This is a genomic window from Arthrobacter sp. Z5-13 (genome assembly GCF_056499105.1).
In genome coordinates, this window is record NZ_CP096460.1 from 3037373 (window position 1) to 3050166 (window position 12794).

A 12794-nucleotide genomic window follows, 5' to 3' on the forward strand; every position below is an offset into this window, starting at 1 on the left:
ACTGAGCATTGTGCACTGTCTGGAGCATTGGGACCGTGCTAACGTTGCGCATTATGCAAGCTTTGGATGGCACTGACACCCGCCTGCTTTCTGCCTTGGCACGCGATCCCCGGCGGACTGTAGTGGCCCTCGCGCAAAAGCTCGGGCTCTCCCGGAACACAGTGCAGGCCCGCATGGCCCAGCTGGAGAAAAAGCACGTCTTCCTCTCCTTCGAGCGGCGTATTAATCCGGTGTCACTGGGTTATCCGCTGATGGCCTTTATCTCGGTCCACGTACAGCAACAGAAGCTGAAACAGCTTGCGATCGACCTCGCTGCCATCCCGGAAATCCTTGAAGGCTACGGACTCACGGGTTCGGCCGACTTGTTCCTGCGCGTTGTGGCTGTTGACGCCGAGGACCTCTTCAGAATCAATGGCAAAATCCTGTCCTGCGAGGGCGTGGACAGGACTGACACCGCCTTGGCGATGGGCGAGCTGATTCCTTTCCGGATCCAGCCGCTGCTCGAACGGAATTCGGCAGAATCCGTTTAGCAGCGCGGGGGCGTGGGAGTTACAAAAACGAGGGCATTGATAGGGATAAAAGCCGCGTGCTCTGGTCTCGGGGCTATAGGCTGACATTCATCGCACCCATGGGACCGCCCCCGGCTCCTTGAACACCAGGCAGCTGCACAAAAAGGCTGCCGGAAAGGCACCCTCTTGAGCAATCCCCCGGAATCTGAGCAGCCCGGGCCATACGCCCGCCAATCGCCGGAGCAGGCCCCGCGGCAGTCTCCCTCAGAACCCCATCGGGAACAAGCCTGGCAGCCGGGCGCCGAGCAACCCTGGCAGCAACCCTCAGGCGGTGAACACACGCACCCACAGGGCTCCGAGCAACCCTGGCAGCAGCCATCCCCGCAGCATCCTTACCCACAGCATCCCTACCCACAGCAGGGCTGGCCGCAACCGCCAGCCCCGGGATCCGCTGGTCAGTATCCTTATGCCCAACAGCCCTGGCAGCCACCGTCCCAGCAGCCCCCTTACCCTCAACAGGGCTGGCAACCTCAACAGGGCTGGCAACCTCAACAGGGCTGGCAACAACCACCCTTCCCGGGGCAGCCCTCTTATCCCCAGCCCCAAACGCAGTGGCCGCCACCGCCCGCCAGCAGCAAAAAGGCGCTATGGATCGTGCTCGGTAGTGTGGCCGGTGTTGTGCTCCTGATAGCAGCAGGGGTGGTGCTGCTGATCAACGTTGTGGGCGCAACCACCAACCAGGCAAGGGACGTGGCCGACGAATTCACGCGGTTGATGGTTTCCGGTGAGACCGATAATGCCTACGACAATTACCTCCATTCCTCCTTTCAGCAGGAAGTCTCCAAGCAGGACTTCGTCGCCGGCCACAGGGAGCTGGAACTGGACGCCTCGTGCGAGCCAACATACAGCGGCGCGGAATCGTACAAGGTGGACGGAATGAAATTTGCCGAAGTCTGGGGTGTGTTGACCTGCGATGACAAGGATTTCGAGTTTGAGTACTTCTTTGAGGGAAAGGACCAGCTCAAAGTGACTGAAGCCTGGATCGAGCCGATGTAATGAGGCTGAAATAACAGAAGCGGCAGGAGCTCCGGTGCATGTGCACCGGAGCTCCTGCCGCTTCGAGTCGTCTGCAGTTCGGGACTAGTGGTTGGTCGCCTTCTCTGCGCCCACCCCCGTCAAGGAGCGGACCTCCATTTCGGCTTGCTTTGCAGTGTCTTCCCGATGCTTATCGAGAACTGTTCCAAGCCAGCCCAGGAAGAAGGCCAGCGGGATGGAAACAATGCCGGGGTTACTCAAGGGGAAGATCGCAAAGTTCGCGTCCTTGATCATGGAGGTGGCTCCGCCGGAAACTACTGGCGAAAAGATGATGAGGATGATTGCCGAACCGAGCCCGCCATACATGCTCCACACGGCACCCTGGGTGGTGAACTTCCGCCAGAACAGGGAGTAAACGATCGTGGGCAGGTTCGCAGAGGCAGCGACGGCGAAGGCGAGCGCTACAAGGAAGGCAACATTCTGGCCGTTGGCGAAGATACCGCCCACGATTGCCATGACCCCGATGACCACCACGGTGCGCCTGGCAACCTTTACCTCAGTCTCGGCGTCGGCCTTTCCCTTGGAGATGACGCTGGCGTAGATGTCATGGGCGAACGAAGCCGCGGCCGTGATGGTCAAACCGGCAACCACCGCGAGGATGGTAGCGAACGCCACAGCGGAAATGAAGCCCAGGAGCAGTGGCCCGCCAAGGTGGAAGGCCAACAATGGGGCGGCGGAGTTGACACCGCCAGGGGCGGACTTGATGGTGTCTGCCCCCACGAGGGCGGCTGCGCCATAGCCCAGGACCAGGGTGAAAAGGTAGAAGAGGCCAATGAGCCAGATGGACCAGACCACTGACTTGCGGGCTTCTTTGGCTGTGGGGACGGTGTAGAAACGCATGAGGACGTGCGGAAGCGCAGCCGTGCCCAGAACGAGGGCAAGTCCAAGGGACATGAAGTCGAGCTTGGAGGTCTCCGACTTGCCGTACTGAAGCCCGGGGTTCAGCACGTTGGGGTTGTTGGCCGTCTCCACGGCAGCACCCAGCAGGTTGGAGAGGTTGAAGCCGTAAATAGAGAGAACCCACAAGGTCATAACGCCGGCACCTGCGATCAGCAGGATCGCTTTGATGATCTGGACCCAGGTAGTGCCCTTCATGCCGCCGATCAGGACATACATGATCATGAGGGCTCCGACGACGATGATCACCAGCGCCTGTCCACCCCAGTCGCTGATGCCCAGCAGGAGGGAGATCAGGCTTCCGGCTCCGGCCATCTGCGCCAGCAGGTAAAAGAAGCAGACTGCGAGGGTGGAAATAGCGGCCGCGATGCGGACCGGACGCTGCTTGAGGCGGAAGGACAGGACATCGGCCATGGTGTACTTGCCGGTGTTGCGCAGCAGTTCGGCCACGAGCAGCAGCGCCACGAGCCAGGCCACGAGAAATCCAATGGAGTACATGAAGCCGTCGTAGCCGTTGATGGCGATTGCACCCGTGATGCCAAGGAATGAAGCGGCGGAGAGGTAATCGCCGGCAATGGCTGTGCCGTTCTGGGATCCGCTGAACGAACGCCCGGCAGCGTAGTAGTCAGCGGCTGTTTTATTGTTGCGGCTGGCCCGGAAAACGATGACCATGGTGACCGCTACGAACAGCCCGAAGATGGCCATGTTCAGCAGGGTGGTGTCCTTGAGGGCGGCGACATTCACCGCAGTCGGAATTCCGATCATTTCACTGCTCCGCTCACAGGGTTGCCTGCCTTATCGAATTCGTGGCCTTCAATTCCTTGGCGGATCTCAGCGGCGATGGGGTCCAGTTTCCGGTTGGAGTAACTGACGTACCAGCCCGTGATGGCAAAGGTGGACACGAACTGCAACAGGCCCAGGATCAGGCCGATGTTGATGTTGCCCCAGACCTTCGTGGACATAAAGCCGACTGCATAGTCGGCCAGCAGCACGTAGGCGAAATACCACAGCAGAAACGCCACGGCCATAGGGAAAACAAAGCTGCGGTGACGTTTGCGCAGTTCCTGGAACCGCTCCGTCGACTGGACTTCCTTGAAGTCCACGGACTCCGCTGTATCCGTGGTTTGGGCGTCGTTACCCATCATTCCTCCTCGTTGAGACTTGCTCATCCACACCGGTTCCAGAGTCCCCCGGCCAATGTGACTGCAATCACTGTGCCCCGTAGGCATGCCAGCCTTCCAGAGCCAGTACTGCTTTCGTCGCCCAACGGTTGCGATGCTGCGACAAACGGCGGCTACGCTGGCACCATGCCGGACTCTCCCCTGTATACCGCCGCCGCAATTGCCGTGATCGCCCTGGCCATTGCCGTCGTCGCGGGCGTTGGCCTGAAGGTGTTGCGCTCCTTTCGGGAGTTGGGCAGCGATGCTGAAAGGGCAACCTACAAAACACTGCATGCGGCCTCCCGTGCCGGGCAGCATCTGAGGACCGGGCTGACCCCGTCAGGAGCGGCGAAGGCAAGCCGTCAGCTGCGGAGCCTGCTGGGTTGTGAGGCGCTGGCCATCACCGACACGTCAGGAGTGCTGGCTTGGGATGGCGGAGCCGAGGAGCTGAAGCCCCTCCTGATGGCCAGGGCCGCTGACGTCCTCTCCGGCGGGCGCACCGCCGTCGTCCCCGCCGGAGAACTCCTGACAGCGAAAGCGGCAGTTCGGGCGGGAGCCGCCGAGGGCAGGGGCCGGGTCAAAAGCAAGGACGTCGCCCCAACTGAGCTCGCCGCAGTCATAGCGCCCATCAAGGCAGGCGGCAGGGTGGTGGGAGCGGTTGCCGCGTTCGCTCCGTCCGCCGGATCGGGCCTTGTCCGGGCAACCGGCGAGGTGGCGGACTGGGTGGCCACGCAGGTGGAACTGGCAGAGCTCGATGCCTCCCGCACCCTCCTTATGGAAGCCGAAGTGCGTGCCCTTCGTGCCCAGATCAGCCCCCACTTCATCTACAACTCCCTCAACGCCATCGCCTCCTTCATCAACACCGATCCTGTCCGGGCCAGGGAGTTGGTGGTGGAGTTCGCCGACTTCACGAGGTACTCCTTCCGCCGCCACGGGGATTTCACCACCCTCGCGGAAGAGTTGCGGTGCATTGACCGTTACCTGCTCCTGGAGCGGGCCAGGTTCGGTGACCGGGTCCAGGTGAGCCTGCAGATCGCCCCCGAAGTCCTGAGCACGGTAATTCCGTTCCTGAGCCTGCAGCCGCTCGTGGAGAACGCCGTCCGGCACGGGCTCGAAGCCAAGGAAGGCCCAGGACGGATTTCGCTGACCGCCCATGACTCCGGCGCTTTCGCAGAAGTGACAATTGAGGACGACGGCGTCGGAATGGATCCGGACGAACTGCGCTCCATGCTCGCGGGACACACCGACGGCGACCATGTCGGGTTGCGCAATGTGGATGCCCGGCTTCGCCAGGTCTACGGTGAGGACAACGGACTGGTGATCGAGACTGCTCCCGGGGAAGGAACCCTGATCACGATGCGGATTCCGAAATCCCAACCCCACCACGATGCCTGAACTCTGCTGCCGTACCCGCCGCCTGCAGCGCCCACTACCCTAGAACAATGATTAACGTTCTCGTCGCTGACGACGAGCTGCCAGCCGTGGAGGAGCTTGCGTTCTTACTGGGCAAGGATGAGCGGATCGGCAAGATCCTCCGTGCTTCCTCGGGCGCCGCCGCTTTGCGGGCGCTTGAGGCGGAAACAGTTGACGCTGTGTTCCTGGACATCCACATGCCTGCTGTCTCAGGCCTGGACATCGCCCGTGTGATTTCCCGGAGCCCCCGACCACCGGCCGTCGTATTTGTCACTGCCGATGAGGACTGCGCACTTGAAGCATTCGAACTCGCCGCCGTCGACTATTTGCTCAAGCCGGTCAGGGCGGAACGTCTCACCCGGTCGGTTGGACGGATCTGTGAACTGCTGAGGGACGGCGCGGAGCCGCCGGAGCTGATCACCGTGGATCTCGGCGGCACCACAAAGATGATCCGGCGCGACGACGTCACCTACGTGCAGGCGCAGGGAGACTACGCCCGGCTCCATACAGCCGAAGCGAGCTACCTCATCAGGGTTCCCCTTGCCGATCTGGAGCAACAGTGGGCCCACGCCGGGTTTATCCGGACCCACCGCTCGTATTTGATTTCCTTGAAGCATGTCACCCACATGAAGCTGGCGGCCGCGCGGCCCAGCGTCACGGTGACTGGCGCTGAACTGTCCATCAGCCGCAGGCACCTGCCCGCTGTCAGGGAAAAGCTGGAGGCCACCAGGATCCGGCCGCAGACATGACCCGGGTCCGCGTCACAGCACCCCGGTCCGCCGCACGGCCCGCCGCAGACAGCCGCGAAGCTGCCCAGGAATCTGAGGTTGGCCAGGTTTTTGTGCGGTCCCTGATCCGCTCGCAGTTGCGGCTGGGAATCGTGGTGGCCGGAGGCTTCCTCTTGATCCTGGTTGCTTTCCCCGTACTCCTCGGTCTCGTCCCGGGCCTCGCCGCCGTGAGGATCGCCGGGATCCCCCTTGACTGGCTCCTGCTGGGGGCCGGGATCTATCCGGTGATCGGGATGAGCGCGTGGCTCTATATCCGGAGCGCAGCACGGAACGAGTCCCGCTACCGGGATCTTGCGGAGGACAAATGATGAATCGATGAACCCGGTGGTGGGCATCGCGGCTTTCGTTGCAGTATCGCTGGCGACGGCGGCAATCGGCTTCTATGGGCTGCGGATCTCGCGGACCACGGGCGACTTTTACGTGGCTTCCCGTACTGTCCCGCCCTGGTGGAATGCCTCCGCGATCGGTGGAGAGTATCTGTCGGCGGCAAGCTTCCTGGGTGTGGCCGGGCTCATCCTGCTGTCGGGAACAGATGCCCTGTGGTTTCCGGTGGGCTACACCGCCGGCTACCTCATGCTGCTGCTATTTGTGGCGGCGCCGCTGCGGCGCTCGGGGGCTTACACCATTCCTGACTTCACCGAATCGCGGCTTGACTCCAAGGCTGTCCGTCGCGTCACCAGCCTCATTGTGGTCATGGTCGGGTGGCTGTACATCGTTCCGCAACTCCACGGAGCCGCCCTGACCATACGCATCACCACGGGGCTTCCATCCTGGGTGGGCTCGGTGGCCGTGGTTGTGGTGGTGTGCCTGACCGTCGTGGCAGGCGGCATGCGATCCATCACCTTTGTTCAGGCGTTCCAGTACTGGCTCAAACTCACGGCTTTGGCCGTTCCGGTAATTTTTATGCTTCTCGTCCTGGCCGGAACCGGCGCCACTCCCGTCGCCGAACCGGTTGCCAACCCCACCGGGCTGCCGTCAGCCGGGATGTACCAGAACATTTCGCTGCTGGTGGCGTTACTCTTCGGCACGCTGGGGCTGCCGCACGTACTGGTTCGCTTTTACACCAACCCGGACGGGCATTCAGCCCGGCGTACTACTTTGATCGTGCTTGGCTTGCTGTCTGTCTTCTACCTCTTTCCCACGGCCTATGGACTCGCAGGACGCATGTTTGCTCCCGATCTCGCCCAACGGGGCCAGGCGGATGCGCTGGTGCTTCTGCTTCCCGGCAGGCTCGTAGGCGGAACGGCAGGGGAACTGCTCTCTGCTTTGGTGGTGGCAGGTGCGTTCGCAGCGTTCTTGTCCACCACATCGGGCCTGGTGGTCTCGCTCGCGGGTGTTATCAGCCAGGACGTCCTCGGCGGCAGCGTCCGCGGATTCCGTGTGGCGGCCCTGATCTCGGCCGCAGTCCCCCTGCTTTTTGCTTTCTCCACCGATTCCCTGGCCCTGGCAGGCAGCGTTGGCCTTGTCTTCGCCTTCACGGCCTCCACGCTGTGCCCTGTGCTGCTTCTGGGCATCTGGTGGCGCGGCCTGACAGATGCAGGCGCCATCGCCGGGATGCTGACCGGGGCAGTCCTGTGTGGCGGTGCGATGGTTGCCGGTGCGATCATCGGCTCAGCGGCTACACCTTTCTGGCTTGCCCAGCCCGCGGCGTGGTCGGTGCCGGCCGCTTTCGCCGTTATGGTCCTGGCGTCCCGGGCAACCCGCAACAGGGTACCCGCAACCATCTCCCGCGTTATGACCCGCCTGCACACCCCGGAGCGCCCGCTTGAGACAGTACGCCAAACGGCCGAACGCCAGCCTCTGGAAGGCCAGTCACCCAGACGCTAGTCGATGGCGGCCATGAGTTCCACGACGCGGTCAAGGAAAGCATCCACCTGGGTTTCCTCATAGCCATCCGGACCTACCGCCTGACGAAAGACGGCCTTGCGGACGTTATCGACGCTGAGGGGGCGGTCTTCCTCGAGGTAACCAATCAGGTCATGGCAGAGATTGTCCACGTCGATCATGTTGTAGCTTCGTGCCCGGGACTTGGTGGGCCGGCGGAAGCGTTGACCATCAGGCCTGTGGAGGCGGCCGCGCAGGAGCCCGGAGAGCTTTCCGATTTCCCGGAGCCAGGCTTCCTCACCACGCTGGGCAATAAGTTCGTCGCGTTCCCGGCGCGCGAAGGCGTCTTCCAATCGGTCCAGGGCTGCGTCCACGCCGTCGGCAGCATAGCCGCCTTTGACCGGGTCAAAGGAGACCGCACGGACGTCAGAGCTTTTGATGACGGAGGACGCGGCTTGCGGGTTTTCGAAGGAAACCCTGGCACGCTGCAGGAACTCGTCCACCTGCTTGGCGTTATAACCGTATTCGTTCCGCTCTACACGGTCGAAGGTTGCGGGTATCTGCCGTTGCATGTCCACTCTCACGTTCTGTCCTTCAATACGGTTCAGCCTGGGTTGCTCCGCACCATTCTAGGGTGCCGGACAAAAGCGGTGCGAAGACCCGTCATGTTCGCGCGAAGGCTGCAAACAGGATGAACGCGGCAGGAGAAGCGAACACGATTGAGTCCAGCCTGTCCATAATTCCGCCGTGGCCGGGCAGGACGCTGCTCATGTCTTTGATCCCGAGCTCGCGTTTGACCATCGACTCGGCAAGGTCCCCTGCCGTAGCCGCCGCCACCATGCCCACCGCGAGGGCAACACCCACCCACCAGGGTTTGTCCAGCAGGAAGATGCTGGCCAGGACCCCGATAACCATGGCACCTGCCACGGAGCCGGCGAAGCCTTCCCACGACTTTTTCGGGCTGATTTTCGGGGCCATCGGGTGCTTCCCCAAGGAGGCCCCAACAAGGTAGCCGAAGGTGTCGTTGGAGACCACCAGCAGCAGCAGCGTAACGATCTGCCAGGCACCTTCCGGCACCACGCCGTCGTCGTACAGACCCACCGGGGTGGCCCCACCCGTCGCATGGAGCGGAAGTACTGCGAAACTGATCAGGAAGGGTACCCAGGCGAGGGTGAAGACACCGCCGAAGATGCTCCGCGCGGATCCTTCGGCACTCTCAATGGACCGCCAGAGCAGCACAGCTACGCTGCTGAGCAGCATTGCGAACAGCAGGCTTTCCAGGCCGCCGAAATAGGCCGCGATGGGCATCGCGATGGTACCGGTCATCACCGGGACGATGGGGATCCTGGTTCCCGACACTTCGAGCGCCCGGAAAACCTCCCAGGCTCCCATCGCGGCAAATGTGGTGGTGACCACCACAAAGCCGAGCGGCAGGAACAGCAGCCCGCCGAGTACCGCAAAAAGCATGGCAAGCCCGACGGCGATGGCGGCCGGAAGGTTGCGTCCCGCCTTGGGGGTGGGGTTGGGCCGCTGCACCCGACGCACCCGGGCCTGAGCCCCCGGGCCTTGTTGTGCCTGGCTCATCAGACCTCGAGCAGCTCGGCTTCCTTGCGCTTGAGCAGCTCGTCGATGCTGTCCACGTGTGCCTTGGTCAGGGCGTCAAGTTCCTTTTCGCCGCGGCTTCCTTCGTCTTCGCCGGCTTCTCCGTCCTTGACCAGTTTGTCCAGGGTCTCCTTGGCCTTGCGGCGGATGTTGCGGATGGACACCTTGGCGTCCTCACCCTTGCCCTTGACGATCTTGACGTATTCCTTGCGGCGTTCCTGCGTCAGTTCGGGGATGGTGATGCGGATGACGTTGCCGTCGTTGGAAGGGTTGGCGCCGACTTCGGAATCACTCAGAGCGCGCTCGATGTCCCGCAGCGCCGACTTGTCATAGGGCGTGACCAGAATAGTCCGCGCATCCGGAACTGCGAAGGAAGCGAGCTGCTGCAGCGGAGTGGGGGTGCCGTAGTACTCAACAATGACTTTGTTGTAGAGGCCCGGAGTGGCGCGGCCCGTTCGGATCGAGGCGAAATCTTCCTTGGCTACTTCGACTGCCTTGTCCATCTTGTCCCCGGCTTCGAGCAAGGTTTCTTCGATCACGATCTCTCCTCAGAAAATTAGTGCACTCCGGCTTGCCTGCGAGTTGCACGGTTGTGGTTCCGTCTGCCTGTTCGTCCCGCCTGCGGGACCCGGCCTAAAAACATCCTAGCCGTTGCTAGGGCGTGACCAGGGTGCCCAGTTCCTCGCCACGGATGGCACGGGTCACGTTGCCCTCGCCCTCCATGCCGAAGACCACCATTGTCAGGTCATTGTCCTTGCACATGGTCATGGCCGTCTGGTCCATCACGCGTATATCCCGGCGGAGGGCCTCGTCATAGCTGAGCCGGTCCAGCTTTTGGGCTTTGGGATCCTTTTTGGGGTCAGCGGTGTAGACCCCGTCAACCCCGCTCTTGGCCATCAGCACGACGTCGGCATGGACCTCGAGGGCCCGCTGGGCAGCAACAGTGTCAGTGGAAAAGTACGGCAATCCCGCCCCGGCGCCAAAGATGACGACCCGGTTCTTTTCCATGTGCCGGATAGCGCGGCGGGGGATGTAGGCCTCTGCGACCTGACCCATGGTGATGGCGCTCTGGACGCGTGTTTCCACCCCGGCCTGCTCCAGGAAATCCTGAAGGGCGAGACAGTTCATCACGGTCCCCAGCATCCCCATGTAGTCCGCGCGGGAGCGGTCCATCCCGCTCTGGGAAAGTTCTGCGCCGCGGAAGAAATTGCCGCCGCCGACGACGATCGCCACCTCGACGTCAGGTACCGCTGCCGCGATCTGCTTTGCTACGCCGCGTACTGTGTCAGGGTCGACGCCGAGCTTACCGCCGCCGAACACCTCACCTGAGAGCTTGAGGAGGACGCGCCGTCGGTTCTTCTCCGAGTGGGTCGAAGTGTTTACGGTTTCCATGGTGCCTTCCCGTTGGTGAACTCTGAGCTAGGTTATCGTGCGAGGCGGCAAATGTGTCATTGCCGGGGCCTTGGCCTGGCAATGGCAGCCGCCATCTGTGCATGCAAAAGGGGCGGTCACCGTAGTGACCACCCCTTGGCATGTGTGACTAGGAACCTACGCGGAAACGCGTGAAGGCGACCGGCTTGACGCCGGCCCCTTCGAGAACCTGGGCCACGGACTTCTTGGCGTCCTTGGCAAATGCCTGGTCAACCAGGACCTCGCCCTTGTAGAAGCCCGTCACGCGGCCTTCCACAATCTTGGTCATGGCAGCCTCGGGCTTGCCTTCAGCCTTGGCAGTCTCTTCGGCGATGCGGCGCTCGGACTCAACCAGCTCGGCCGGAACATCGGCGCGGGTCAGGTAGTTCGGTGCCATTGCAGCGATGTGGACGGCGACGTCGTGGGCTGCCGTAGCGGCAGCTTCGCCTTCGCCTTCAACAGCAAAGAGCACGCCGACCTGGGCCGGAAGGTCCTTGGAGGTCTTGTGCAGGTACGCGTCAACCGTTCCACCCTCAACACGGGTGATGCGGCGGACAACAACCTTCTCGCCGAGGACAGCGCCTTCTTCGACGACGACCTCGGAGAGCGGCTTGCCGTCAACGTCGGTGGCCAGGAGGGTATCGAGATCGGCAGCGCCGGACTCAACAGCAACAGCCAGAACCTTGTCGGCAAGCTGGATGAATTTGTCAGCCTTGGCCACGAAGTCGGTCTCGCAGTTGACCTCGACCATCACGCCAACGTTGCCCTCGACCTTGGCAGCAACCAGGCCTTCAGCAGTGGAGCGGCCTTCACGCTTGGTAGCGCCCTTAAGGCCCTTGATGCGGATGATCTCGATGGCCTTCTCGGCGTCACCGTTGGCTTCGTCAAGAGCCTTCTTGACATCCATCATGCCGGCGCCGGTGCGCTCGCGCAGAGCTTTGATATCAGCGGCAGTGTAGTTGGCCATGTGAACCCCTCTGTCTAGAAAATTGTGTGTATGTGGTCACCCCCAAGATGGCTGCTCAGCGAGTGAGCAGCCATCCGGTCGGTAGTCCCGGAGCTGCGGGCAACCCAGGGATGGTCAAGCTTTGATTGCCTGCTTACTTGGCAGCGTCAGCTTCAGGTGCTTCGTCGGCAGCCGGGGCTTCCTCGGCAGCAGCCGGAGCAGCTTCGGCGGGGGCGGCCTCAGCGGCAGGAGCTTCTTCAGCCTTGCTGCCCTCGAGAAGCTCGCGCTCCCACTCAGCCAGCGGCTCTTCCGGGGTCTCGGTGGTGCCGGTTGCACGCTGGTTGCGGGCGATGAGGCCCTCAGCAACGGCGTCGGCGACTACGCGGGTGAGCAGGTTCACGGAGCGGATGGCGTCGTCGTTACCCGGAATCGGGAAGTCGACCTCATCGGGATCGCAGTTGGTGTCAAGGATGGCAACAACCGGGATGTTCAGCTTCTTGGCTTCGTCAACAGCAAGGTGTTCCTTCTTGGTGTCCACGATCCAGAGCACCGAGGGTGCCTTGGTCAGGTTGCGGATACCGCCAAGGTTGGTTTCAAGCTTGGTGAGTTCGCGCTTGAGGAGCAGCAGCTCCTTCTTGGTGTACGTGGAACCGGCGACGTCGTCGAAGTCGATCTCTTCGAGTTCCTTCATACGCTGGATACGCTTGGCAACCGTCTGGAAGTTGGTCAGCATACCGCCGAGCCAACGCTGGTTGACGTAGGGCTGGCCGACGCGCATTGCCTGCTCGGCAATTGCTTCCTGGGCCTGCTTCTTGGTACCGACGAAGAGAACGGTGCCGCCGTGTGCAACGGTGGCCTTCACGAACTCGTAGGCGCGGTCGATGTAGGACAGCGACTGCTGAAGGTCGATGATGTAGATGCCGTTGCGCTCCGTGAAGATGAAGCGCTTCATCTTCGGGTTCCAACGACGGGTCTGGTGTCCAAAGTGGACGCCGCTGTCAAGCAGCTGGCGCATAGTTACGACGGGCATGCCGACGCTCCTTCCGGCAGGTCATTCATGAGAGAGCCCATGGCTCTCTTACCCTGCCAATAGTTGACGGTTGATTTAGCTCTTGCCCAGGCGGGCTTTTGCTCCTGGCATCCCTTGTTC

14 protein-coding genes are annotated in these 12794 nt (G+C 62.2%); 6 read left to right on the forward strand and 8 right to left on the reverse strand.

The features are described from left to right. Positions 1–53 precede the first annotated feature (53 nt). Together M1E02_RS14300 and M1E02_RS14305 are read left to right on the forward strand one after the other, a co-directional pair. Entirely contained in the window at positions 54–530 is a 477-nt protein-coding gene (locus tag M1E02_RS14300) for an Lrp/AsnC family transcriptional regulator (protein WP_479374901.1), read from the forward strand. Positions 531–1163: 633 nt separating this feature from the next. Continuing rightward, entirely contained in the window at positions 1164–1565 is a 402-nt protein-coding gene (locus tag M1E02_RS14305) for a hypothetical protein (RefSeq protein ID WP_479374902.1), read from the forward strand. An 84-nt stretch (positions 1566–1649) separates the two neighbouring features. Here the strand turns inward: M1E02_RS14305 and M1E02_RS14310 are convergent, their stop codons facing one another. After that, entirely contained in the window at positions 1650–3266 is a 1617-nt protein-coding gene (locus tag M1E02_RS14310; protein WP_479374903.1) for a solute symporter family protein, read from the reverse strand. Then, a complete protein-coding gene (locus tag M1E02_RS14315; protein WP_247044459.1) occupies positions 3263–3643 on the reverse strand; it encodes a DUF485 domain-containing protein in 381 nt (126 codons plus the stop codon). The genes M1E02_RS14310 and M1E02_RS14315 overlap by 4 nt, the downstream gene beginning before the upstream one ends. A gap of 165 nt (positions 3644–3808) precedes the next feature. Here M1E02_RS14315 and M1E02_RS14320 point away from each other — a divergent pair, with 165 nt between their 5' ends. Genes M1E02_RS14320 through M1E02_RS14335 form a run of 4 tightly spaced genes read left to right on the forward strand, consistent with a single transcriptional unit; the run spans position 3809 to position 7689 of the window. Then, complete coding sequence (locus M1E02_RS14320; protein ID WP_479374904.1) at positions 3809–5056, forward strand: sensor histidine kinase; 1248 nt, start codon at positions 3809–3811, stop codon at positions 5054–5056. Positions 5057–5103: 47 nt separating this feature from the next. Continuing rightward, positions 5104–5823 (forward strand): LytR/AlgR family response regulator transcription factor, encoded by a 720-nt coding sequence (locus M1E02_RS14325; RefSeq protein ID WP_479374905.1) that lies wholly within the window; start codon positions 5104–5106, stop codon positions 5821–5823. After that, a complete protein-coding gene (locus M1E02_RS14330; protein WP_479374906.1) occupies positions 5820–6170 on the forward strand; it encodes a DUF485 domain-containing protein in 351 nt (116 codons plus the stop codon). The genes M1E02_RS14325 and M1E02_RS14330 overlap by 4 nt, the downstream gene beginning before the upstream one ends. Before the next feature lie 7 nt (positions 6171–6177). Then, positions 6178–7689 carry a sodium/solute symporter gene (locus tag M1E02_RS14335; protein WP_479374907.1) on the forward strand — a complete coding sequence of 504 codons (1512 nt, stop codon included), beginning with the start codon at positions 6178–6180 and terminating at the stop codon, positions 7687–7689. On the opposite strand, the gene M1E02_RS14340 is transcribed toward M1E02_RS14335, so the two are convergent. From M1E02_RS14340 to rpsB, 6 genes are all read right to left on the reverse strand, one after another. After that, entirely contained in the window at positions 7686–8258 is a 573-nt protein-coding gene (locus tag M1E02_RS14340) for a DivIVA domain-containing protein (protein ID WP_479378167.1), read from the reverse strand. The two genes, M1E02_RS14335 and M1E02_RS14340, sit on opposite strands and share 4 nt — an antisense overlap. Before the next feature lie 91 nt (positions 8259–8349). Further along, the gene (locus M1E02_RS14345) at positions 8350–9270 is read right to left on the reverse strand and encodes a phosphatidate cytidylyltransferase (RefSeq protein WP_479374908.1); all 921 of its coding nucleotides are present in this window, start codon (positions 9268–9270) and stop codon (positions 8350–8352) included. Beyond that, positions 9270–9827, reverse strand: a complete 558-nt coding sequence (frr, locus tag M1E02_RS14350; RefSeq protein WP_479374909.1) for a ribosome recycling factor — start codon at positions 9825–9827, stop codon at positions 9270–9272. Before frr ends, M1E02_RS14345 begins: the two co-directional genes overlap by 1 nt. A gap of 115 nt (positions 9828–9942) precedes the next feature. Beyond that, a complete protein-coding gene (gene pyrH / locus M1E02_RS14355) occupies positions 9943–10680 on the reverse strand; it encodes a UMP kinase (RefSeq protein ID WP_479374910.1) in 738 nt (245 codons plus the stop codon). 148 nt (positions 10681–10828) lie between these two features. Continuing rightward, positions 10829–11665, reverse strand: coding sequence for a translation elongation factor Ts (gene tsf, locus M1E02_RS14360; protein WP_479374911.1), 837 nt, complete (start codon positions 11663–11665; stop codon positions 10829–10831). A 133-nt stretch (positions 11666–11798) separates the two neighbouring features. Beyond that, complete coding sequence (rpsB, locus tag M1E02_RS14365; protein ID WP_479374912.1) at positions 11799–12674, reverse strand: 30S ribosomal protein S2; 876 nt, start codon at positions 12672–12674, stop codon at positions 11799–11801. Positions 12675–12794 lie beyond the last annotated feature (120 nt).

Bases quoted from the DNA above. Each gene is read 5' to 3' on its own strand.
- M1E02_RS14300 (WP_479374901.1), top strand. From the start codon at position 54: ATGCAAGCTTTGGATGGCACTGACACCCGCCTGCTTTCTGCCTTGGCA.
- M1E02_RS14310 (WP_479374903.1), bottom strand. From the start codon at position 3,266: ATGATCGGAATTCCGACTGCGGTGAATGTCGCCGCCCTCAAGGACACC.
- M1E02_RS14315 (WP_247044459.1), bottom strand. From the start codon at position 3,643: ATGGGTAACGACGCCCAAACCACGGATACAGCGGAGTCCGTGGACTTC.
- M1E02_RS14320 (WP_479374904.1), top strand. From the start codon at position 3,809: ATGCCGGACTCTCCCCTGTATACCGCCGCCGCAATTGCCGTGATCGCC.
- M1E02_RS14325 (WP_479374905.1), top strand. From the start codon at position 5,104: ATGATTAACGTTCTCGTCGCTGACGACGAGCTGCCAGCCGTGGAGGAG.
- M1E02_RS14330 (WP_479374906.1), top strand. From the start codon at position 5,820: ATGACCCGGGTCCGCGTCACAGCACCCCGGTCCGCCGCACGGCCCGCC.
- M1E02_RS14335 (WP_479374907.1), top strand. From the start codon at position 6,178: ATGAACCCGGTGGTGGGCATCGCGGCTTTCGTTGCAGTATCGCTGGCG.
- M1E02_RS14340 (WP_479378167.1), bottom strand. From the start codon at position 8,258: ATGCAACGGCAGATACCCGCAACCTTCGACCGTGTAGAGCGGAACGAA.
- M1E02_RS14345 (WP_479374908.1), bottom strand. From the start codon at position 9,270: ATGAGCCAGGCACAACAAGGCCCGGGGGCTCAGGCCCGGGTGCGTCGG.
- pyrH (WP_479374910.1), bottom strand. From the start codon at position 10,680: ATGGAAACCGTAAACACTTCGACCCACTCGGAGAAGAACCGACGGCGC.
- tsf (WP_479374911.1), bottom strand. From the start codon at position 11,665: ATGGCCAACTACACTGCCGCTGATATCAAAGCTCTGCGCGAGCGCACC.
- rpsB (WP_479374912.1), bottom strand. From the start codon at position 12,674: ATGCCCGTCGTAACTATGCGCCAGCTGCTTGACAGCGGCGTCCACTTT.